We start from the raw sequence: 21452 nt of genomic DNA, 5'->3' as shown, positions 1-21452 counted from the left end.
AAAGAGATGAACCGCTTGGATGGTGACAGCACACGGCCCGGACCCCCGCGTTCTCACTCGAACGGAGGATCCGGGCCGTGTGGTCGGACGATTTGAAGCCTGGTCCGGAGGCTTTTAGAGCTTGGTCCACGCCTCGGTGAGCACGCTCCGCAGGATGCCCTCGATCTCGTCGAAGGTGCCCTGGTCGGCGATCAGCGGCGGCGCGAGCTGGATGACCGGGTCGCCACGGTCGTCGGCGCGGCAGTACAGGCCGTTCTCGAAGAGCGCCTTGGAGAGGAAGCCGTAGAGCACGCGCTCCGTCTCCTCGTCCGTGAAGGACTCCTTGGTGACCTTGTCCTTGACGAGCTCGATGCCGTAGAAGAAGCCGTTGCCGCGGACGTCGCCGACGATCGGGAGGTCGTGCAGCTTCTTCAGGGTGTTGAAGAAGTTGCCCTCCTGGTCCAGCACGTGCTGGTTCAGGCCTTCCTTGTCGAAGATGTCGAGGTTGGCCAGCGCCACCGCGGAGGACACCGGGTGACCGCCGAAGGTGTAGCCGTGCAGGAAGGTGTTGTCGCCCTTGTAGAAGGGCTCCGCGAGGCGGTCCGAGATGATGCAGGCGCCGATCGGGGAGTAGCCCGAGGTCATGCCCTTGGCGCAGGTGATCATGTCCGGCACGTAGTCGAACTTGTCACAGGCGAACATCGTGCCGAGGCGGCCGAAGGCGCAGATCGTCTCGTCGGAGACGAGCAGCACGTCGTACTCGTCGCAGATCTCGCGGACCCGCTGGAAGTACCCGGGCGGCGGCGGGAAGCAGCCGCCGGCGTTCTGCACCGGCTCCAGGAAGACGGCCGCGACGGTGTCGGCGCCCTCGAAGAGGATCTCCTGCTCGATCTGGTCGGCGCACCAGCGGCCGTAGGCCTCGGGGTCGTCGCCGAAGATCGGGGCGCGGTAGATGTTGGTGTTCGGCACCTTGTGCGCGCCGGGGACCAGCGGCTCGAAGGGGGCCTTCAGGGCCGGCAGGCCGGTGATGGACAGGGCGCCCTGCGGGGTGCCGTGGTAGGCGACCGCACGCGAGATGACCTTGTACTTGGTGTGCTTGCCCTGGAGCTTGAAGTACTGCTTCGCGAGCTTCCAGGCGGTCTCGACGGCCTCGCCGCCACCGGTGGTGAAGAAGACCTTGTTCAGGTCGCCCGGGGCGTAGTGGGCGAGGCGCTCGGCGAGCTCCACGGCCTTGGGGTGCGCGTACGACCAGATGGGGAAGAACGCGAGTTCCTGGGCCTGCTTGTAGGCGACCTCGGCCAGTTCCTTGCGGCCGTGACCGGCGTTGACCACGAACAGTCCGGCGAGACCGTCCAGGTAGCGCTTGCCCTTGTCGTCCCAGATGTAGGTGCCCTCGCCCCGGACGATCGTGGGGACGGGGGAGTTCTCGTAGGACGACATGCGGGTGAAGTGCATCCACAGGTGGTCGTACGCGGTTTTGGAGAGGTCCTGGCTCACGGTTATCGGGTTCCCCACATGTAGGTCTGCTTCTTCAGCTTCAGGTAAACGAAGCTTTCGGTTGATCGCACGCCGGGGAGCGTGCGGATCTTCTTGTTGATCGTCTCGAGCAGGTGGTCGTCGTCCTCGCAGACGATCTCCACCATCAGGTCGAACGATCCGGCGGTCATCACCACGTACTCGCACTCGGCCATTGCGGTGAGTGCGTCGGCCACCGGGTCGAGGTCTCCCTCGACGTTGATCCCGACCATGGCCTGGCGTCGCAGGCCCACGGTGAGCGGGTCGGTGACGGCGACGATCTGCATGACGCCCTGGTCGAGGAGCTTCTGTACGCGCTGGCGCACCGCCGCTTCCGACAGACCGACTGCCTTGCCGATCGCTGCGTAGGGACGGCGACCGTCCTCCTGCAGTTGCTCGATGATCGCCAGGGACACAGCATCGACCGAAGGGGACGGTTGTCTGTTCCTGGAATCTGCGCTTCGACTGACCACGACCTCACTGTGCACGAGGAGTCGTCTGTTCCGCAAGACGGAATCGATGAAATCCGTTGTTTGGGAGCTTGAATCTCACTGATTTCGTAGTTCGTGGCGTCCGGCCCTGTCGAAAGCGTCGGCATAGGGGCTAGGCTTGGGAGTTGTCTCAACCGTTGGACATGTGATCAGGAGTGTGGCTGGAGTGACCACCGAACTGCGTCGTCTGCGCAACTACATCGGCGGGGAGTTCAAGGACGCCGCCGACGGGCGGACCACCGAGGTGGTCAACCCCGCCACCGGCGAGGCGTACGCCACTGCCCCGCTCTCGGGCCAGGCCGATGTCGACGCCGCCATGGCCGCCGCCGCGGCCGCCTTCCCGGGCTGGCGCGACACCACGCCCTCGGACCGCCAGAAGGCCCTGCTGAAGATCGCGGACGCCTTCGAGGCGCGCGCGGACGAGCTGGTCGCCGCCGAGTCGGAGAACACCGGCAAGCCGCTGGGCCTCACGGCCAGCGAGGAGCTGCCGCCGATGGTGGACCAGATCCGCTTCTTCGCGGGCGCCGCCCGTCTGCTGGAGGGCCGCTCGGCCGGCGAGTACATGGAGGGGATGACCTCGATCATCCGCCGTGAGCCGGTCGGCGTCTGTGCCCAGGTCGCGCCGTGGAACTACCCGATGATGATGGCCGTGTGGAAGTTCGCCCCGGCCATCGCCGCGGGCAACACCGTGGTGCTCAAGCCCTCGGACACCACCCCGGCCTCCACCGTCCTGATGGCGGAGATCATCGACTCGGTGCTGCCCAAGGGCGTCTTCAACGTCATCTGCGGTGACCGCGAGACCGGCAAGGCCATGGTGGAGCACTCCACCCCGGCGATGGCCTCCATCACCGGCTCGGTGCGCGCGGGCATGCAGGTCGCCGAGAGCGCCTCGAAGGACGTCAAGCGCGTCCACCTGGAGCTCGGCGGCAAGGCCCCGGTCGTGGTCTTCCAGGACGCCGACATCGCCAAGGCCGTCGAGGACATCGCGGTCGCGGGCTACTTCAACGCGGGCCAGGACTGTACGGCCGCCACCCGTGTGCTGGTGCACGAGTCGATCCACGACGAGTTCGTCTCCGCGCTGGCCAAGGCCGCCGCCGACACGAAGACCGGCCAGCCGGACGACGAGGACGTGCTCTACGGTCCGCTGAACAACCCGAACCAGCTCAAGCAGGTCGCGGGCTTCATCGAGCGCCTCCCCGCCCACGCCAAGGTCGAGGCGGGCGGCCACCAGGTCGGCGAGAAGGGCTACTTCTACGCCCCGACCGTGGTCTCCGGCCTCAAGCAGGACGACGAGATCATCCAGAACGAGGTCTTCGGCCCCGTCATCACCGTCCAGTCCTTCGCGGACGAGGCCCAGGCGCTGGAGTACGCGAACGGCGTCGAGTTCGCCCTCGCCTCCTCCGTGTGGACCAAGGATCACGGCCGCGCGATGCGGATGTCCAAGAACCTCGACTTCGGCTGCGTGTGGATCAACACCCACATCCCGCTCGTCGCCGAGATGCCGCACGGCGGCTTCAAGAAGTCCGGCTACGGCAAGGACCTCTCCGCCTACGGCTTCGAGGACTACACGCGCATCAAGCACGTGATGACCTCGCTCGACGGCTGACCGACCGCACCGACCACAGCACGGTGTCGCAGGGGCGGGCAGTAGACAACATGTCTATTGCCCGCCCCTTCGCGTTCCCCGAGGCTGTGGCCATGCCTGAACTCGCCTTCTCCCGCCGCGCCGCGCTGCGCGGCCTCGGTGCCACGGGCCTGCTGGCCGCCCTGACCGGCTGCGGGGTGCCCGCCGCCTACGTCCCCGAGGGCCGGCGGGAAGGACTCGACAGGTCCGAGCGGGACCGCACCGTCTCCTTCTCCAACTGGCCGCTGTACATCGACACCGACGAGGAGGACGAGGAGCGGCGTCCGACCCTGGAGGCCTTCTCGGAGCAGACCGGCATCGAGGTCCGCTACACCGAGGAGATCAACGACAACGACGAGTTCTTCGGCAAGGTCAGCCCGGCCCTGATGAACCGCCAGGAGACGGGGCACGACCTGGTCGTGGTCAGCGACTGGATGGCCGCGCGCTTCGTCCACCTCGGCTGGGCGCAGAAGATGGACCGCTCGGCCCAGTCCAACGTGACCCGCTACCTGGACCCGCAGCTCCGTTCCCCCGCCTTCGACGAAGGCCGGCTGCACACCGTCCCCTGGCAGTCGGGGATCACCGGCATCGCGTACAACCGCAAGGCCCTCGGCCGGGAGATCAAGTCGGTCCAGGACCTGTGGCGGCCCGAACTCGCCGGCAAGATCACCCTCTTCTCCGGGCTCGACGAGTCCTTCGCCCTGCTGATGCAGGGCAACGGCGTGGACGTCACCCGCTGGACGGAGTCCGACTTCCACCGGATGTGCGACCACGTCGAGAGCATGGTGAAGAAGAAGCACATCCGCCGCTTCACCGGCAACGACTACACCTCCGACCTCAGCAAGGGCGACGTGCTGGCCTGTCAGGCCTACTCGGGCGACGCCATCCAGTTGCAGGCGGACAACCCCGACATCGAGTTCGTGGTCCCCGAGGAAGGGGCCGAACTCTGGGCGGAGAGCCTGCTCGTGCCCAACCTCGCCCGGCACAAGGCCAATGCCGAGGCCCTGATCGACCACTACTACGACCCGGAGGTGGCGGCCGAGCTCGCGGCCTCCGTCAACTACGTCTGCCCGGTCCCGGCCGCCCGCGAGGTCCTGGCCGGATCCGAGGACAGGGAGACGGCCGAACTGGCCGAGAACCCGCTCATCTTCCCCGACGAGGACATGCGCCGACGGCTCGTCGTGGCCCGGGACATCTCCTCCGCCGAACGCCGCTCCCTCGCCCTCCGCTGGAACGCCATCGTCGGACTCTGACCGCACCCCAGACGCCACCCGCCAGAGTTGAACTCCTTCAGGAATTTGGCTGAACGTGTTCAGAAATGGGCGTACGCTGCTGCCATGAGCGAGAGAAGCGCCCTTCAGCGGCGGATCCGTGCCTGGCTGGTCCTGTTCCTCGTCTGCCTGGTGATCAGCGGACTCACCGCCTTCCCCCTGGTCAGCGAAGTCCGCTGGGGCAACGCCCTGGTGGACAACGAGTGGCTGCGCCGGGTCGGCGACGGGCTGGACCAGGCCGACGCCGAATACCCCTTCCTCCTCTACGGCACCGACTGGCTCGCCTTCGCCCACCTCTGCATCGCCGTCTTCTTCTACGGGGTCCACCGCGACCCCGTCCGCAACATCTGGGTCGTCGAAGCCGGCATGATCGCCTGTGCGGGCATCATCCCGCTGGCCCTGATCTGCGGCCCCATCCGCGGGATCCCCTTCGCCTGGAGCCTCATCGACATGGCGTTCGGCGTCTTCGGAGTGATCCCGCTGCTGATCCTGCGCCGCATGATCAAGCGCCTGGAGGCCATGCCCGAGCCGGAGGCCGAGGCCGAGGCCGGGACCGGGCCCCGGTCCGCGGTCGCCGCCTGACCGCTACTTGGCGAACGCCGCCCCGAAGACCGCGAGGGCCACCGGATTCATGTCCTTGCCCTTGGCATCGGTGGAGTTCACCGAATAGACCAGCGTCCGCGACCCGTCGAGCGTCCCGCCTATCGCCGTGTTGTAGCCGTGCCGTCCGCCCGTCTTGCCCCAGGCCTCCGTGCCGTCCGGCAGGACCACCCGGGAGAAGCCGGCGGAGAGCTGGGCGGGCTTGCCGCTCTCGAAGTCGGCCACCGCCGGAAGCGCGAACATCGTCTCCTTGAGCAGGGCCTTCGGCACGATCCGCCCGGCGAACAGAGCCACGGTGAAACGCTCCAGGTCGGCCGTCGTCGAGATCAGATCGCCCGCCGCCCAGCGGTCCGAAGAGTTCCACACGCTCACGTCGCGCAGCTCCCGCGACCCGTCGGGCCGGGTGAGCGCCTGGTAGCCGTGGTTGTGAGGACCCGGTATCCGCGTCTGGAAACGGCCCGGGAGCGAGGTGTCCCGCAGGCCCAGCGGCCGCAGGATGCGCTCCGAGACCGCCCGCTCGTACGTCGTGCCCGTCAGCTTCTCGATCAGCACGCCCAGGATCGTGTAGTTGATGTTCAGGTAGTGCTGGGCCGTGCCGGCGGTGGACTCCGGCCCCTTGGCCAGGGCACCCGCGATCTGCTCACGCGGATCGGTGACATCGAAGCGCTGCTCCCACTCCTCCTCGAAGGAATCCGGCCCGTCCGCCGGCCGGATGCCGCTCGTGTAGTTCAGCAACTGGCGCACCGTGACGGGCTTTTCGAAGCTGTCGGGGAACAGGCCCGGCAGGTAGTCCTCCACCGGGCGGTCCAGCTCCACCCGCCCCTCGGCCACCAGTTGCAGGACGACCGCGGAGGTGAAGGTCTTGGTCACCGAACCCGCCCGGAAGTGGCCCTCCGCGATCGCCTCGCGCCCCGTGCGGATGTCCGCGACACCCGAACTCCCCCTCCAGCTCCCGCTCGTACCGCCCACCCGGACCAGGGCGGCGGTCGCGTCCGGGTGCTGCGCACCCAGCCCGGCGATCGCCTTCTCCAGGGCCTTCGCATTCGGCGGCGTCGCTACCGAGGGCGCCGTCGGCGCCGGGGCCGCCGGGGCCGGTCCCGTGCGCGCGGCCGGCGCCGCGTGGGCCACGGCCGGACCGGCGGCGATGCCCAGGACCAGAGCGGCGGCGATCAGCGTGCGGGTCTTCGCGTTCATGGTGTCTTCCCCCTGTGAAGTCCCGGGGCCGTGCTGCCCCGATGACCTCAATGCTGCTGGTCACAGGGGTATGCGCGGATCACCCGTGAGAGCCGTCTTCACCGGTACGACAAGTCCCCCGCGCGAGGGAGCCGGCACGCCGTCACCTCACTCCCCAGCGGGAGTACCCGCCGCGATCAGGCCCGTCTCGTACGCGCAGATCACCGCCTGGATCCGGTCCCGCAGCCCCAGCTTCGCCAGCACGTTCCCCACGTGCGACTTCACCGTGTGCTCGCTCACCACCAGCGCCGCCGCGATCTCCGCGTTCGACAGCCCCCGCCCCAGGTGCAGCAGCGTCTGCCGCTCCCGCGCCGTCAGCACCTCCAGCCGGTCCGCCGCCAGGGCGGGCCGCGCCGACGCCGTGGCCGCCGTGTACTCCTCGATCAGCCGCCGCGCCACCGAAGGCGCCAGCAGGGACTCGCCCGCCGCCACCACCCGTACCGCGTGCACCAGGTCGTCCCGCCGCACGTCCTTGAGCAGGAACCCGCTCGCCCCCGCGTGCAGGGCCTCGTACACGTACTCGTCCGAGTCGAAGGTCGTCAGCATCACCGTCCGGCAGGCGCCGCGCCCCGAGATCGTCCGGCAGGCCTCGATCCCGTCCAGCACCGGCATCCGGATGTCGAGCAGGGCCACGTCCGGGGACAGCCGGTCCACCGCCTCCACGGCCGCCGCGCCGTCGCCGACCTCCGCCACGACCTCGATGTCCTCCTGGACGTCGAGGATCATCGCGAAACCGCTGCGCACCAGCTCCTGGTCGTCGGCCACCACCACGCGGATCGTCAACTCCCCACCTCCTGGCGCGAGGTTACAAGCACGGCGCTGAGGCGGAACCCGCGGCCGTCCGGTCCCGGACCCGCCGTGGCCGTCCCGCCGTGCGCGGCCGCCCGCTCCCGGATGCCGATCAGCCCGTGCCCGCCACTCCCGTGCCCGCCGGCCGCGTCCCCGCCGGCCGTACCCCCACCGCCCCTGGCCCGCGCGGGGCCCCGGCCGTCGTCCGCCACCGTGACCGTCAGGTCCCTGGCCGTGTGGTGGAGCCGTACCGACACCCGGTCCGCCGCCGCGTGCTTGACCACGTTCGTCAGGGCCTCCTGCACGATCCGGTACACGGCCGTGTCCACCGCCGGGGCCAGCGCCCGGACCTCGCCCGTCTCCTCGTACGCGATCTGCGGCCCGCCCTGGCGCACCCGGTCCAGCAGCCGCGGCAGCGCGGCCACCCCCGGCTGCGGCTCGCGGGGCGCGGGACCGTCCTCCCTGAGCAGCCCGAGCATCGCGCGCAGCTGCACCATCGCGTCCCGGCCCGTCTCCGAGATGGCCTCGAAAGCCGCCTCGGCCCGCTCCGGCGCCCGCCGCACCGCCACCGGCCCGGCCTCCGCCTGCACGATCATGATGCTGACGGCGTGCGAGAGGATGTCGTGCATCTCCCGCGCGATCCTGGCCCGTTCGCGCGCCACGGCCTGCTCCGACTCGATCCGGTTGGCCCGCTCCAGCTGCGCCGCGCGGTCCTCCACGGCCGCGGTGTAGGCCTGCCGCGTGTGCTGGAGCCGGCCGAGCACGTACGCGGCGCCCGCGCAGAACAGGGTGAAGGACAGCTCCCTGGCCGTCCCCGTCCGCAGCCCCGCGGACACGGCCACCGTCAGCACCGCGAGCCCCCCGACGGCGGCCCGAACCCGCGCGGGACACAGCAGGGCGACCGTGTAGAAGGCGATCAGCCCGGCGTACGGCAGCGGCTGCCCCGGCCCTTCGAACGCCACCCGGTAGACCCCGCCGGCCAGCAGGTTCAGCACCAGCACGGTCACCGGCCACCGGCGCCGCCACACCAGCGGCACCACGGCCAGGGTGGTCATCGCGTACGAGGTCCAGGTCGCGGGCGGCAGCGGGGCCTCCCGCGGCAGCACGAACGGCATCGAGACGGCCAGCTGCACCAGCACGGCCAGGCCCAGGTCCACGAGCCACGGCCGGGCCCGGCGCAGCAGCGCGGCGGGGTTCGGTATCACCGTCCGAGCTCGGCCCGTACGGCGGTCAGTGCGTCCAGGCGGTTCGTGGTGACCGAGTCCACCCCGGCCCGCACCAGCCCCCGCATGGTGCGCCGGGTGTCGGCCGTCCAGGCGGACACCAGCAGCCCGTCCCGGTGCAGGGCGTCCGTCAGCTCCCGGTCGACCAGCCCGAAGCGGTAGTTGAGCCAGCGCGGCGCCACGGCGTCGATCAGCACCCGGCGCGGCGGCGACAGCGTGGTCCAGGTCAGCGCGATCTCCGCCGCCGGATCGGCTGCGCGCACCGCCAGCATCGTGCGCGGGCCGGCGCAGTAGTACGTCCGCTCGCGCGCCCCGCACTCGCGGACCAGGCCGACCACGGTCCGTGCCGTCCCGGGCGAGGCGCCGGGCAGGTCGAGCATCAGCCGGCCGGCGCCCGCCTCCATCAGGGCGTCGCGCAGGGTCGGGACCCCGCCCTGCGTCATCTCCTTGAGCTGCGCGGCCGACACCTCGTCGAGCCGGACGTCGTGGCCCCACAGCCGCTGGAGCGAATCGTCATGGAGCAGGACCGGTACCCCGTCACGGGTCAGCCGTACGTCGATCTCGACCGCGTCCGCCCCGCGCGCGAACGCGGAGCGGATCGAGGACAGGGTGTTCTCACGGACACGGTAGGGATCGCCGCGGTGGCCGACGGCAGTCAGGGTGCGCATGGCCCCATTCTCAGGGGGACTTCAGCGCGCGAGCCATTGCGCCGTGTACGTGTCGATCTCCGCGCTGAGCTTCGCCTTGCCCGTCTCGTCCAGGAAGGAGGCCTCGACGGCGTTCTTGGCGAGCCGGGCGAGACCGAGTTCGTCCAGGCCGAGGAGCCGGGCGGCCACCGCGTACTCGTTGTTGAGGTCGGAGCCGAACATCGGCGGGTCGTCGCTGTTGATGGTGACGAGCACGCCCGCCTCGACCATCTCCCTGACCGGGTGCTGGTCGAGGTCGGCCACCGCGCGCGTGGCGATGTTGGAGGTCGGGCAGACCTCCAGCGCGATGCGGTGCTCGGCGAGGTAGGCGAGCAGTTCCGGGTCCTGGGTGGAGCTGGTGCCGTGGCCGATGCGCTCGGCGCCCAGCTCGCGGATGGAATCCCAGACGGTCTCCGGGCCGGTGGTCTCGCCGGCGTGCGGCACGCTGTGCAGTCCGGCGGCGCGGGCCCGGTCGAAGTACGGCTTGAACTGCGGGCGGGGGACGCCGATCTCGGGGCCGCCGAGGCCGAAGGAGACCAGGCCCTCGGGGCGCAGCTCGACGGCGAGCCGGCAGGTCTCCTCGGCGGCTGCCAGGCCGGCCTCGCCGGGGATGTCGAAGCACCAGCGCAGGATGACGCCGAATTCGCTCTCCGCGGCCTTGCGGGCGTCCTCGATGGCCTCCATGAAGGCGTTCTCGTCGATGCCGCGGCGGGTGGAGGAGTACGGGGTGACGGTCAGTTCCGCGTAGCGGATGTTCTGCCGGGCCATGTCACGGGCGACCTCGAAGGTCAGGTCGCGGACGTCCTCGGGGGTACGGACCAGGTCCACGACCGAGAGGTAGAGCTCGATGAAGTGGGCGAAGTCGGTGAAGGTGAAGTAGTCGGCGAGGGCCTCGGGGTCGGTGGGCACCTTCGAGTCGGGGTGCCGGGAGGCGAGTTCGGCGACGATGCGGGGGGAGGCGGAGCCGACGTGGTGGACGTGCAGTTCGGCCTTGGGCAGCCCCGCGATGAAGGGGTGCAGGTCGGTCATGGGGGATGCCTCCGGGATGGCGCAGGTGCGGGTGTTCCGGCTTCATCGTAGGCAGGCCCGGGAGTGTCGGCGCCAGCGCTTAGCATGGCTGGACGAGAGGGGGCCGCATGACCGAGAACAGTCCTGGGCAGCGAGACCCGTGGGCACCGCCCGAGCGTCCCGCTACGGACCTGGGCAAGCCGCAGGGCACGCCGGGCGTGTCGGGGCCGCCGTCCGTGCACGACCAGCCGACGCTCGCCGGTGGGGAAGACCTGGCCGGGCCGCCTCCGGCCGCCCCGCAGCAGATACCCGGGCCGGCCTCGGCCGCGTACGGTTACCCGGCCCAGCCGGACCCCGGCGGTTACGGCTACCCCGGACCGCCCCCCGCCCAGACGGGGTACGGCTTCCCGGGCGACGCGGGCTACCCGGGCCCGCCCGGGTACCCGGGGCAGCAGGCCTACGGGGGGTACCCGTACGGCGGCCGGCAGCTGAGCAACGGCTTCGGCATCACCGCCCTGGTCCTCGGCATCCTCGCCGTGGTCGCGGCCTTCGGCTGCATCACCGCGTTCCTGGCGGTCCCGATCGGCATCGGGGCCGTCGTCTACGGAGTGCTCGGCAGGGGCAAGGCCGCCCGCGGTGAGGCGGACAACGGGGGCATGGCGCTGGCCGGCCTGATCACGGGGTCGGTGGGCATCGGCCTGGGCGCCCTGATCACCACACTCATGTTCTCCGGGTTCTGGCTGGACAGCTGGGACGACGACCCGGAGTTCGACGACCGGAGCCCGTACTCGAACTCCCAGGTCCGCGAGAAGGCCTGACGGCTCGCACCCGCACCCCGCACCCGATGGCAACGGGTGCGGGGTGCGGGGCGTAGGGCCCGCGGCCTACGCGGCCCAGGGCCAGTCGGCGTCCTGGCCGCCCTCGATCAGGGACACCATGCGGAAGGCCGCATCGGTGAGCCCGCCGAAGGTGTGCCGGTTCGCCGAACCGGAAGGCGCGTGGCCCACCCGGTAGCCCGCCAGGTTCCAGGTGTAGACCGGGACGGTGTCCGGGACCAGCTCCGTCGGGTCGCCGCCGTAGTAGCGGTGGTCGCCCTGCTCGTCGGTGACGATCAGGACCCGGTCGTGCCCCTTGTAGTGCTGCCGGACGGCCTCGGAGGTGTTCGTGCCGCCGAGGTCCCCGAACCGCTCCAGCACCTTCAGCACGGACTCGCCCCGCCGGTACGCGACCGCGTGGCTCTTCGTACCGAACTGCACGAGGTCCGCGCGCTCGGCCCGCTGGGCCAGCGCCGCACCGAAGACCGCCGCCGCGTCCGCCCGGTTGAGCTGGGAGCGGTCCGAGAGCGGGCTCCACATGGACCCCGACCGGTCGACGAGGATCAGCGTCCGCCCGGCCAGCGCCGGGACGTTGCCCAGCGAGTGGCCGAGCGCCTGCTCCAGCGGGTACGCCCAGCGCAGCGAGGGCGCGTGCTGGTAGGCGGCCAGGTAGCGGAAGGGGAACTGCCGGGACCGGGCCACGACCTCCGGGTCGCAGACCTTCGCCGCCACCTCGGCCGCGACCTCGTCCGAGACCCCGGCCTGGTCGAAGTTGCGCAGGTTCCGCAGCAGCGCCATCGGGCCCATGGACGGGATGACCGCCTCCCAGGCGGCCGCGTCCATCGGGCCCTGCAGCCATCCGGCCAGCGCCTCCCAGGTCATGCCCGCCGCGGCGAACCGCTCCGCGCCCTCGGGGGAGACGACCACGGCCCGGCGTTCCTCCACCGGCAGGTCCATCAGCGCCCGGTGGGCGACCAGGGTGCGGTTGCCCTCCGGGACCCGCGCGGCCTCCGGGTGGTGCCGCCGGTCGAGGGCGTACCGGAACAGCTCGCCCTGCCAGGCCTTGGCCGGGTCGGGGGAGGCGTGCACGAGGTTGAGGACGTCACCGAAGCGGTACGCCTGCCGGCCCGAGGGGGAGTCGTACTTCAGCAGCGAGGCCCCGTTGTAGAGCCTGCGCACGGCGTCGGCGATGCCGCGCTTGACGGGCTTGGGCACGTTGCGCCCGTACGCGGCCGTCCAGTAGGCGAGCAGTTCACCGGGCTCGTCCGCGCGCCGCAGCACCGAGTCCACGACCTGGCGGTTCGAGGGCCCGTCGGTGGCACCCGCGTCGAGGCGCGCCTTGACGTACTCGGCGGCTCCGACCAGCGAGGCGGTGCGCATGTTGCCCTCCCCGCGCAGCCAGCCCAGCAGGCCGGCGGTCCACTGCGGGTCCTCGACGGCGAGGGTGCGCACGAGCGCCGCGAAGCGGCCGTCGCGGGCCTCGCCGCTCTCGTAGGCGGTCCGCTGCGTCACGAAGTTGGCGACGGCGAGCAGGAACAGCTCGGAGCGCGGATCGCGCAGGTGTCCCCGGCTGCCGTGGTGGTTGGCCGCACGGGCGCCGGTGGAGCGGACGGGCGAGGTCGGCGAAGTGGGCGATGCGGGCGCCGCCTTGGAGCGGAGCAGGTTGAAACGAGCCATGTGAATCCCCCCGAATTCAAAGGAAGCAGGGGGAGGCGTGACGTGCGGGAGGCCCGAGATCGAAGTCGGCGACGGACTTGTGTCAGCTGCTCTACGCGTCTGAGCTACCGGCCGGAGCCGGGCGGGACTCGAACCCGCCACCTGCTGATCCCGAGAAGTAACCGTTGCCTGCGCACCGGGCCTCCCGCACGTGCGCCTCCCGAGATCAAGGTGGCGGCGGCATGGTTTCGTGGAAGAAGTAGCCGCAGCCCGCGCACCGGGAGGTGCGTGATGCAGTGTCCAGAGATCGAGTGCGGCGAAACCACGTGGTGCTCTACCGACTGAGCTACACCGGCCCGAAGCCGGTGACGGGACTCGAACCCGCGGCCGCCCCATTAACAGTGGAAGTAGGTCTCACCTGCGCACCTGGACAAGGATCACGTTAGGCCGGGGGCACCGGCCGCCGCCACGCATTTACCGTCAGGCGCCGTCTGCGCTCAGCTCCCCGCGGAGCTCTGCGCGCAGCCGCCCGCGCGCCTCCATCAGGGCGAAGCCCAGCAGGTTCAGCCCGCGCCAGCGCGCCGGGTCCAGGGCGCGCTCGTCGTCGGCCGCGAGCCCGATGCCCCAGATCCGGTCCATCGGACTGGCCTCGACGAGCACCCGGTCCCCGGTGGCCAGCAGGTACGAGCTCAGGGCCGGGTCGGAGCCGAACTTGTGCACGCTGCCCTCCACGACCAGGGCGAAGCGCTCCCGCTGCCACACCGCGTCGTCGAAGCCGCGCACGAGGCGCCCGGCGTTCTTGGCCTCCGCCGGAGTCTTCGCCTCCAGGGCGGCGCGTACGGCCTGCTCGTCCCCGAACAGCCGGGCCTTCCCGGCCATCATCCAGTGCTCCGCCGTGGCGTAGCGGACGTCACCCACAGTGAATTCCGACGGCCACCACTGGCTGAGGCAGCTCGGTCCGAGCGTCCCGTCGGGCCGGGGGCGGTGGCCCCAGAACGGCAGGAACTTCACCCGCCCACCACTGCTGACCTGCTTGATCAGTTCGTCGATCTTCTCCATGCACGCGAGTGTGGCAGTAGCCACGGACACTTCGTACGGGATTTCGGGCGCGCCTCGACACATGGTCGACCGATTCCGTCGCGTAATCAAAAGGCAACAACGGAATCACTTGGCCGAGGGCACCGCCTCTGCCAGGATCGGCACTCAATTCGAGCTGTAGCTCGAACTGTAGCTACGGAGAGCGTGAGAGCGTGATGGGCAATCGCTTCCAGGTCAAGGACCGCTTCGCGGACGGCGCGCAGTACATCGACGGACGGCTGAGGTCCGGCACCTCCGGGCAGTCACACACCGTGGTCGACCCGGCCACGGGTGACGAGGTCCTCACCTACGAACTCGCGAGCACCGCGGACGTCGACGAGGCCGTGGCCGCCGCGGTCCGGGCCTTCCCCGGATGGTCCGGCGCCACCCCCGGCGAGCGCTCCGACGCCCTGCACCGGCTGGCCGCCGTGCTGAGCGAGCAGGCGGCGGACTTCGCGTACGCCGAGTCCCTCCAGTGCGGGAAGCCGGTCAAGCTGTCCACGGAGTTCGACGTACCGGGGACCATCGACAACACCGCCTTCTTCGCGGGGGCGGCACGCCACCTCCAGGGGCAGGCGGCCGCCGAGTACTCCGGGGACCACACCTCCTACGTGCGCCGCGAGGCCATCGGGGTCGTCGGCTCCATCGCACCCTGGAACTACCCCCTCCAGATGGCGGCGTGGAAGATCCTCCCGGCGATCGCCGCGGGCAACACCGTCGTCCTCAAGCCCGCCGAGCTGACCCCGCTGACCTCCCTGATGTTCGCGCAGGCGGCCAAGGACGCGGGCCTGCCCGACGGAGTGATCAACATCGTCACCGGCGCGGGCCGGGAGGCCGGCGAGCACCTGGTCGGCCACCCCGACGTGGTCATGACCTCCTTCACCGGCTCCACCGCCGTCGGCAAGCGCGTCGCCGAGATCGCCACCGCCACCGTCAAGCGGCTGCACCTGGAACTCGGCGGCAAGGCCCCCTTCCTCGTCTTCGACGACGCGGACCTGGAGGCCGCCGCGCACGGCGCCGTCGCCGCCTCCCTCATCAACACCGGCCAGGACTGCACCGCCGCCACCCGCGCCTACGTCCAGCGCCCGCTGCACGACGCCTTCGTCGCCCGCGTCGCCGAGCTGATGGAGACCGTCCGCCTGGGCGACCCCTTCGCCGCGACCACGGACCTGGGCCCGCTGGTCTCCCACGCCCAGCGCGACCGGGTCGCCGGCTTCGTCGAGCGCGCCCGCGCCTACGCGACCGTGGTGACCGGCGGCGAGATCCCGGGGGGCGAACTCGCCGGGGGCGCCTACTACCGGCCGACCCTCATCGCGGGCGCCGCGCAGGACAGCGAGGTGGTCCAGTCCGAGATCTTCGGCCCGGTCCTCGTGGTCCTGCCGTTCGACACCGACGACGAGGGCATCGCGCTGGCCAACGACACCCCGTACGGACTCGCCGCCTCCGCCTGGAGCCGCGACCTCTACCGGGCGAACCGGGCCACCCGCGAGATCAAGGCGGGCTGCGTCTGGGTCAACGACCACATTCCGATCATCAGCGAGATGCCCCACGGCGGCTACAAGGCGAGCGGCTTCGGAAAGGACATGAGCTCCTACTCCTTCGAGGAGTACACGCAGGTCAAGCACGTGATGTACGACAACACCGCGGTCGCCGCGAAGGACTGGCACCGCACCGTCTTCGGGGACAGATAGCCACCTGCCGCCGGACCAGCGGCCACGCACCCATCCCGAAAGGGCAACGCGCATGGAGCAGTTCGAGCCCGACCGCCTCTCGGCGGCGCAACTCGCCGCGATGCGGCGCAGCCTCACCAGCGGGCGCGGCGCCCTCACCCGCCGCTCGCTGCTGCGCGCCTCCGGAGTCGGAGCGCTCACCGTCGCAGGCCTGTCCTCCCTCACCGCCTGCGGGATCCCGCCCGCCAAGCGCGAGGGGGAGGCCGTGGCCTCCGACGACCACTCGGAACAGGAGAAGGAGATCAACTTCTCCAACTGGACCGAGTACATGGACACCAGCGAGGACGAGAAGTCCCGGCCCACGCTGGAGGAGTTCACGCAGCGGACCGGCATCAAGGTCAAGTACACCGAGGACATCAACGACAACGTCGAGTTCTTCGGCAAGATCCGCCCGCAGCTCGCGGCCGGCCAGGACACCGGCCGCGACCTGATCGTCGTCACCGACTGGCTCGCCGCCCGCATCATCCGCCTCGGCTGGGCGCAGAAACTGGACCCCTCCCACCTGCCGCACGCCTACGCCAACCTGATCCCGCAGTTCCGCACCCCCGACTGGGACCCGGGCCGCTCCTACAGCTACCCCTGGACGGGCATCGACACCGTCATCGCCTACAACACCAAGGCCACCGGCGGGAAGAAGGTCGACTCCGTCACGCAGATGCTCGACGACCCCACCCTCAAGGGCCGGGTCGGTTTCCTCACCGAGATGCGCGACAGCGTCGGCATGACCCTGCTGGACCAGGGCAAGGACCCGGGGAACTTCACCACCGCCGACTTCGACGGGGCGATAGGGCGGCTCCAGAAGGGCGTGGACACCAAGCAGATCCGCCGCTTCACCGGCAACGACTACACGGCGGACCTGGACAAGGGCGACCTCGCCGCGTGCCTCGCCTGGGCGGGCGACGTCATCCAGCTCCAGGCCGGCAACCCGGACATCCAGTACGCGATCCCGGCGCCCGGCTACATCACCTCCAGCGACAACCTGCTGGTGCCGGTCAAGGCCCGGCACAAGGCCAACGCGGAGAAGCTCATCGACTACTACTACGAGCCCCCGGTCGCCGCCCAGCTGGCCGCCTTCATCAGCTACGTGTGCCCGGTCGAAGGCGTCAAGGAAGAGCTGGCCAAGATCGACCCCGCCCTCGCGGACAACCCGCTGATCGTCCCGGACAAGGCGATGTCCGCCAAGGCCCGCGCCTTCCGCTCGCTGAGCAGCGAGGAAGAGACGGCGTACGAAGAGAAGTTCGCCAAGCTCATCGGCGCCTAGCAGCGCCCAGGGCCCGGCGTCGGCATCCGGCGCCAGTGCCCCGCGCTCCTCGACCCTTCCCCAACCCAAACCCCGGGACCCACCCATGACTGACAAGACCGCGGGCGGCGATGTCCGCCTCACCGGGATCAGCAAGCACTACGGCACCTTCACCGCCGTGCACCCGCTGGACCTGACCATTCCCCAGGGCTCCTTCTTCGCCCTGCTCGGCGCCTCGGGCTGCGGGAAGACCACCACCCTGCGCATGATCGCCGGCCTGGAGGAGCCCTCCACCGGCACGGTGCACCTCGGCGACCGCGAGGTCACCGACCTGCCGCCGTACAAGCGCCCGGTCAACACCGTCTTCCAGAGCTACGCGCTCTTCCCGCACCTGAACATCTACGAGAACGTCGCCTTCGGGCTGCGCCGCCGCGGCATCAAGTCCGTCAAGAAGCAGGTCGACGACATGCTGGAGCTGGTCCAGCTCGGCCAGTTCGCCCAGCGCAAGCCGCACCAGCTCTCCGGTGGCCAGCAGCAGCGCGTCGCCGTCGCCCGCGCCCTGATCAACCACCCCCAGGTGCTCCTCCTCGACGAGCCCCTCGGCGCCCTCGACCTCAAGCTGCGCCGTCAGATGCAGCTGGAGCTCAAGCGCATCCAGACCGAGGTCGGCATCACCTTCGTGCACGTCACGCACGACCAGGAGGAGGCCATGACCATGGCCGACACCGTCGCCGTGATGAACGGCGGCCGCGTCGAACAACTGGGCGCCCCCGCCGAGCTGTACGAGAACCCGGGCACCACCTTCGTCGCCAACTTCCTCGGCACCTCGAACCTCATCGAGGCCGCCGTGGAGTCCGCCGGCTCCGAGGTCGTCGTCTCCGCCTCCGGCACGAAGCTGCGGCTGCCCGCGGCCCGGTGCGCGACCACCCCCTCCACCGGCGGAAAGCTGCTGGTCGGAGTGCGCCCGGAGAAGATCTCCCTGGTCCACGCCGACGAGGAGCACATGGTCGCGGCGGGCCGCAACAAGGTCCCGGGACGCATCGCCGCCTCCTCCTTCATCGGCGTCTCCACCCAGTACGTCATAGACAGCCCGGTCTGCCCCGAGCTGGAGGTGTACGCGCAGAACATCGAGCGGGACGCCCGCCTCGTCCCGGGCGCCGAGGTGATCCTGCACTGGAACCCGGAGCACACCTTCGGCCTGGACGCCTCCCAGGACATCGACGCCGGTGTCGAGACGGTCGAGGAGAGCGCGTGAGCGGGCCCGCCGTACAGACAGCGCCGCTGAAGGCGCCCGCCCCCGCCGACCCCCCGGTGCACCGGCCGGCCCTGCGCAAGCGGCTGGTCCCGTACTGGCTGCTGCTGCCCGGCATCCTGTGGCTGCTGGTCTTCTTCGTCCTGCCCATGGTCTACCAGGCCTCCACCTCGGTGCAGACCGGCTCCCTGGAAGAGGGCTTCCAGGTCACCTGGCACTTCCAGACCTACTGGGACGCCTTCACCGAGTACTACCCGCAGTTCCTGCGCTCCCTGCTCTACGCGGGCACCGCCACGGCCCTGTGCCTGCTCCTGGGGTACCCGCTGGCCTACCTGATCGCCTTCAAGGCCGGCCGCTGGCGCAACCTGCTGCTGGTGCTGGTCATCGCCCCCTTCTTCACCAGCTTCCTGATCCGCACGCTCGCCTGGAAGACGATCCTGGCGGACGGCGGCCCGGTGGTCGCGGTGCTCAACAGCATCGGCTTCCTCGACGTCACCAGCTGGCTCGGCATGACCCAGGGGGACCGGGTGCTGGCCACGCCGCTCGCGGTCGTCTGCGGTCTGACGTACAACTTCCTGCCGTTCATGATCCTGCCGCTGTACTCCTCGCTGGAGCGCATCGACACCCGTCTCCACGAGGCGGCCGGAGACCTGTACGCCCGTCCCGCCACGGTCTTCCGGAAGGTCACCTTCCCGCTGTCCATGCCGGGCGTGGTCTCCGGGACCCTGCTCACCTTCATCCCGGCGAGCGGCGACTACGTCAACGCCGAACTGCTCGGCTCCACGGACACCCGGATGATCGGAAACGTCATCCAGTCGCAGTACCTGCGGATCCTCGACTACCCGACGGCGGCCGCGCTGTCCTTCATCCTCATGGCCATCGTGCTGATCATGGTCACCATCTACATCCGCCGAGCGGGGACGGAGGACCTGGTCTGATGCGCACACCCATCACGTGGCTCCGGCGCAATCTGGTCGTCATCGCGGGCCTCGGCACGCTCGCGTACATGATCCTGCCGAACGTCGTCGTCACCGTCTTCTCCTTCAACAACCCCACCGGGCGGTTCAACTACGCCTGGCAGGAGTTCTCGCTCGACGCCTGGAAGGACCCCTGCGGGGTCGCCGACCTGTGCGGCTCGCTCTCCCTCTCGCTCCAGATCGCCCTGTGGTCCACGCTCGCCGCCACCGCCCTGGGCACCGCCATAGCCTTCGCGCTCGTGCGCTACCGGTTCCGGGCGCGCGGCCCGGTCAACTCGCTGATCTTCCTGCCCATGGCGATGCCCGAGATCGTGATGGCCGCCTCGCTGCTGGCGCTCTTCCTCAACATGGGCATCCAGCTGGGCTTCTGGACGATCCTGATCGCCCACATCATGTTCTGCCTCAGCTTCGTCGTCGCCGCCGTCAAGGCGCGTGTCCTGTCCATGGACCCGCGGCTGGAGGAGGCCGCCCGCGATCTCTACGCGGGGCCCGTGCAGACCTTCCTGCGCGTCACCCTGCCGATCGCGGCGCCCGGTATCGCGGCGGGAGCGCTGCTCTCCTTCGCGCTCTCCTTCGACGACTTCATCATCACCAACTTCAACTCGGGCAACACCGTCACCTTCCCCATGTTCGTGTGGGGATCGGCCCAGCGCGGTACGCCCGTGCAGATCAACGTCATCGGCACGGCGATGTTCGTCATCGCGGTGCTGGTGGTCCTCGCCGGCCAGATGGTCGGCAACCGCCGCAAGAAGGCGCAGCCCAAGTAGCCCGAGGGCGCGCCGACAGTTCCGTAGGGAGTTGGAAGACATGGCCCCAGACGCCATGCGCACCGCTGCACGATCCCTTTCCGAAGCACTGCCGGTCTCGTACTGGCTGGACGACCCCGGCAAGCCCGCACCGCAGCCCGCCCTCACCCAGGACGAGCACTGCGACCTGCTGGTGATCGGCGGCGGCTACAGCGGCCTGTGGACCGCGCTGCTCGCCAAGGAGCGCGACCCCGCCCGGGACGTCGTACTGATCGAGGGCCACGAGGTGGGCTGGGCCGCCTCGGGCCGCAACGGCGGCTTCTGCGCCGCCTCCCTCACCCACGGCCTGGGCAACGGCCTGGCCCGCTGGCCGGACGAACTGGCGCAGCTGGAGGAGCTGGGCGCGCGCAACCTCGACGCCATCGAGGCTGCCGTGGCCCGGTACGGCATCGACTGCGACTTCGAGCGCAGCGGCGAGATCGACGTGGCCACCGAGCCGCACCAGGTCGAGGAGCTGCGCGAACTCCACCAGGAGGCGGAGCGCCTGGGCCTGGCCGGCGGGTCCCAGTGGCTGGACCGCGACGCGCTGCGCGCAGAGGTCGACTCCCCGACCTTCCTCGGCGGGGTCTGGGACCGCGACGGCGTGGCGATGCTCAACCCGGCGAAGCTGGCCTGGGGCCTCAAGCAGGCCTGCCTCGGCCTCGGGGTGCGGATCTACGAGAACACCCGCGGCCTCGACCTGGTCTCCTCCGGGGCGGGCACGGCCGTACGCACCCCGTACGGCCGTGTCTTCGCCCGGCGCGTGGCGCTGGGCACGAACGTCTTCCCCTCGCTGGTCAAGCGGATCCGCCCGCTCACCGTGCCGGTCTACGACTACGCCCTGATGACGGAACCGCTCACCGAGGCCCAGCTGGACTCGGTCGGCTGGCACAACCGGCAGGGGCTCGGGGACAGCGCCAACCAGTTCCACTACTTCCGGATCACCCCCGAGCGCCGGATCCTGTGGGGCGGCTACGACGCGATCTACCCCTACGGCGGCAAGCTCGACCCCGCCCACGACCACCGGCCCGAGACCTACCTCAAGCTCGCGGAGCAGTTCTTCACCTGCTTCCCGCAGCTGGCGGGGGTGCGCTTCAGCCACGCCTGGGGCGGGGCGATCGACACCTGCTCGCGCTTCTCGGCCTTCTTCGGCACCGCGCACTCCGGGAAGGTCGCCTACGCGGCGGGCTTCACCGGCCTCGGCGTCGGAGCCACCCGGTTCGGCGCCGACGTGATGCTGGACCTGCTGGCGGGGGAGCGCACCGAGCGCACCGAGTTGGAGATGGTCCGCACGAAGCCGCTGCCCTTCCCGCCCGAGCCGTTCGCCTGGACCGGGATCACCCTCACCAAGTGGTCGCTGGCCCGCGCCGACACCCACGGCGGGCACCGCAACCTGTGGCTCAAGACGATGGACCGCCTCGGCCTCGGCTTCGACAGCTGACCGGCCGCAGACCGACAGCCGAAAGGCAGCCGATCGGTTCATCTGCTGATCGAGGGCCGC

The 21452-nt window shown here is 70.4% G+C and carries 19 protein-coding genes and 1 tRNA gene; 10 read left to right on the top strand and 10 right to left on the bottom strand.

Annotated elements, in window-relative coordinates; translation table 11 throughout:
• Positions 1-114 precede the first annotated feature (114 nt).
• Positions 115-1494, bottom strand: a complete 1380-nt coding sequence (locus IO30_RS0117605) for an aspartate aminotransferase family protein (RefSeq protein ID WP_031144108.1) — start codon at positions 1492-1494, stop codon at positions 115-117.
• Positions 1479-1982 (bottom strand): Lrp/AsnC family transcriptional regulator, encoded by a 504-nt coding sequence (locus IO30_RS0117600; protein WP_031144106.1) that lies wholly within the window; start codon positions 1980-1982, stop codon positions 1479-1481. The genes IO30_RS0117605 and IO30_RS0117600 overlap by 16 nt, the downstream gene beginning before the upstream one ends.
• A gap of 169 nt (positions 1983-2151) precedes the next feature.
• On the opposite strand from IO30_RS0117600, the gene IO30_RS0117595 reads away from it, so the two are divergent.
• From IO30_RS0117595 to IO30_RS0117585, 3 genes are all read left to right on the top strand, one after another.
• A complete protein-coding gene (locus IO30_RS0117595; RefSeq protein ID WP_031144102.1) occupies positions 2152-3591 on the top strand; it encodes a gamma-aminobutyraldehyde dehydrogenase in 1440 nt (479 codons plus the stop codon).
• A 92-nt stretch (positions 3592-3683) separates the two neighbouring features.
• Positions 3684-4862, top strand: a complete 1179-nt coding sequence (locus IO30_RS0117590; protein ID WP_031144100.1) for an ABC transporter substrate-binding protein — start codon at positions 3684-3686, stop codon at positions 4860-4862.
• Positions 4863-4946: 84 nt separating this feature from the next.
• Positions 4947-5462 carry a hypothetical protein gene (locus IO30_RS0117585; RefSeq protein ID WP_031144098.1) on the top strand — a complete coding sequence of 172 codons (516 nt, stop codon included), beginning with the start codon at positions 4947-4949 and terminating at the stop codon, positions 5460-5462.
• A gap of 3 nt (positions 5463-5465) precedes the next feature.
• Here the strand turns inward: IO30_RS0117585 and IO30_RS0117580 are convergent, their stop codons facing one another.
• The 5 genes from IO30_RS0117580 to IO30_RS0117560 form a co-directional block, all read right to left on the bottom strand.
• On the bottom strand, positions 5466-6674 hold the full coding sequence (locus IO30_RS0117580; RefSeq protein ID WP_031144097.1) for a serine hydrolase domain-containing protein: 1209 nt from the start codon (positions 6672-6674) through the stop codon (positions 5466-5468).
• Between the two features lie 147 nt (positions 6675-6821).
• Complete coding sequence (locus IO30_RS0117575; RefSeq protein WP_031144095.1) at positions 6822-7496, bottom strand: response regulator transcription factor; 675 nt, start codon at positions 7494-7496, stop codon at positions 6822-6824.
• Positions 7493-8707 carry an ATP-binding protein gene (locus IO30_RS0117570; protein WP_425338109.1) on the bottom strand — a complete coding sequence of 405 codons (1215 nt, stop codon included), beginning with the start codon at positions 8705-8707 and terminating at the stop codon, positions 7493-7495. Before IO30_RS0117570 ends, IO30_RS0117575 begins: the two co-directional genes overlap by 4 nt.
• Entirely contained in the window at positions 8704-9393 is a 690-nt protein-coding gene (locus tag IO30_RS0117565; RefSeq protein ID WP_031144091.1) for a glycerophosphodiester phosphodiesterase, read from the bottom strand. Before IO30_RS0117565 ends, IO30_RS0117570 begins: the two co-directional genes overlap by 4 nt.
• A gap of 21 nt (positions 9394-9414) precedes the next feature.
• Positions 9415-10440 carry an adenosine deaminase gene (locus IO30_RS0117560; RefSeq protein ID WP_031144089.1) on the bottom strand — a complete coding sequence of 342 codons (1026 nt, stop codon included), beginning with the start codon at positions 10438-10440 and terminating at the stop codon, positions 9415-9417.
• Positions 10441-10547: 107 nt separating this feature from the next.
• On the opposite strand from IO30_RS0117560, the gene IO30_RS0117555 reads away from it, so the two are divergent.
• The gene (locus IO30_RS0117555) at positions 10548-11237 is read left to right on the top strand and encodes a DUF4190 domain-containing protein (protein WP_037894383.1); all 690 of its coding nucleotides are present in this window, start codon (positions 10548-10550) and stop codon (positions 11235-11237) included.
• A gap of 66 nt (positions 11238-11303) precedes the next feature.
• Here the strand turns inward: IO30_RS0117555 and IO30_RS0117550 are convergent, their stop codons facing one another.
• From IO30_RS0117550 to IO30_RS0117545, 3 genes are all read right to left on the bottom strand, one after another.
• The gene (locus tag IO30_RS0117550) at positions 11304-12911 is read right to left on the bottom strand and encodes a TROVE domain-containing protein (protein WP_031144080.1); all 1608 of its coding nucleotides are present in this window, start codon (positions 12909-12911) and stop codon (positions 11304-11306) included.
• Positions 12912-13250: 339 nt separating this feature from the next.
• Positions 13251-13312: transfer RNA gene (locus IO30_RS45480), tRNA-Ser, on the bottom strand.
• A 58-nt stretch (positions 13313-13370) separates the two neighbouring features.
• A complete protein-coding gene (locus IO30_RS0117545; protein WP_037894381.1) occupies positions 13371-13949 on the bottom strand; it encodes a riboflavin biosynthesis intermediates N-glycosidase in 579 nt (192 codons plus the stop codon).
• Between the two features lie 194 nt (positions 13950-14143).
• Between IO30_RS0117545 and IO30_RS0117540 the strand changes: the two genes are divergently transcribed.
• From IO30_RS0117540 to IO30_RS0117515, 6 genes are all read left to right on the top strand, one after another.
• A complete protein-coding gene (locus tag IO30_RS0117540) occupies positions 14144-15658 on the top strand; it encodes a gamma-aminobutyraldehyde dehydrogenase (protein ID WP_031144078.1) in 1515 nt (504 codons plus the stop codon).
• A 52-nt stretch (positions 15659-15710) separates the two neighbouring features.
• Positions 15711-16958 (top strand): polyamine ABC transporter substrate-binding protein, encoded by a 1248-nt coding sequence (locus IO30_RS0117535; RefSeq protein WP_031144077.1) that lies wholly within the window; start codon positions 15711-15713, stop codon positions 16956-16958.
• Between the two features lie 85 nt (positions 16959-17043).
• A complete protein-coding gene (locus tag IO30_RS0117530) occupies positions 17044-18192 on the top strand; it encodes an ABC transporter ATP-binding protein (protein WP_031144076.1) in 1149 nt (382 codons plus the stop codon).
• Positions 18193-18218: 26 nt separating this feature from the next.
• Complete coding sequence (locus IO30_RS0117525) at positions 18219-19127, top strand: ABC transporter permease (protein WP_031144075.1); 909 nt, start codon at positions 18219-18221, stop codon at positions 19125-19127.
• A complete protein-coding gene (locus tag IO30_RS0117520; protein WP_031144073.1) occupies positions 19127-19933 on the top strand; it encodes an ABC transporter permease in 807 nt (268 codons plus the stop codon). Before IO30_RS0117525 ends, IO30_RS0117520 begins: the two co-directional genes overlap by 1 nt.
• Before the next feature lie 40 nt (positions 19934-19973).
• The gene (locus IO30_RS0117515; protein WP_031144071.1) at positions 19974-21392 is read left to right on the top strand and encodes an NAD(P)/FAD-dependent oxidoreductase; all 1419 of its coding nucleotides are present in this window, start codon (positions 19974-19976) and stop codon (positions 21390-21392) included.
• Positions 21393-21452: the final 60 nt, after the last annotated feature.

It is taken from the genome of Streptomyces xanthophaeus (genome assembly GCF_000725805.1).
Lineage (GTDB): Bacteria > Actinomycetota > Actinomycetes > Streptomycetales > Streptomycetaceae > Streptomyces > Streptomyces xanthophaeus.
Note: the sequence above shows the minus strand (reverse complement) of the source record. Positions and strands in the feature narration are given on the sequence as shown.

Excerpts from the sequence above, each read along its gene's own strand:
- IO30_RS0117590 (WP_031144100.1), top strand. The coding sequence starts at position 3,684 with ATGCCTGAACTCGCCTTCTCCCGCCGCGCCGCGCTGCGCGGCCTCGGT.
- IO30_RS0117585 (WP_031144098.1), top strand. The coding sequence starts at position 4,947 with ATGAGCGAGAGAAGCGCCCTTCAGCGGCGGATCCGTGCCTGGCTGGTC.
- IO30_RS0117580 (WP_031144097.1), bottom strand. The coding sequence starts at position 6,674 with ATGAACGCGAAGACCCGCACGCTGATCGCCGCCGCTCTGGTCCTGGGC.
- IO30_RS0117565 (WP_031144091.1), bottom strand. The coding sequence starts at position 9,393 with ATGCGCACCCTGACTGCCGTCGGCCACCGCGGCGATCCCTACCGTGTC.
- IO30_RS0117560 (WP_031144089.1), bottom strand. The coding sequence starts at position 10,440 with ATGACCGACCTGCACCCCTTCATCGCGGGGCTGCCCAAGGCCGAACTG.
- IO30_RS0117555 (WP_037894383.1), top strand. The coding sequence starts at position 10,548 with ATGACCGAGAACAGTCCTGGGCAGCGAGACCCGTGGGCACCGCCCGAG.
- IO30_RS0117550 (WP_031144080.1), bottom strand. The coding sequence starts at position 12,911 with ATGGCTCGTTTCAACCTGCTCCGCTCCAAGGCGGCGCCCGCATCGCCC.
- IO30_RS0117545 (WP_037894381.1), bottom strand. The coding sequence starts at position 13,949 with ATGGAGAAGATCGACGAACTGATCAAGCAGGTCAGCAGTGGTGGGCGG.
- IO30_RS0117540 (WP_031144078.1), top strand. The coding sequence starts at position 14,144 with ATGGGCAATCGCTTCCAGGTCAAGGACCGCTTCGCGGACGGCGCGCAG.
- IO30_RS0117535 (WP_031144077.1), top strand. The coding sequence starts at position 15,711 with ATGGAGCAGTTCGAGCCCGACCGCCTCTCGGCGGCGCAACTCGCCGCG.
- IO30_RS0117530 (WP_031144076.1), top strand. The coding sequence starts at position 17,044 with ATGACTGACAAGACCGCGGGCGGCGATGTCCGCCTCACCGGGATCAGC.
- IO30_RS0117520 (WP_031144073.1), top strand. The coding sequence starts at position 19,127 with ATGCGCACACCCATCACGTGGCTCCGGCGCAATCTGGTCGTCATCGCG.
- IO30_RS0117515 (WP_031144071.1), top strand. The coding sequence starts at position 19,974 with ATGGCCCCAGACGCCATGCGCACCGCTGCACGATCCCTTTCCGAAGCA.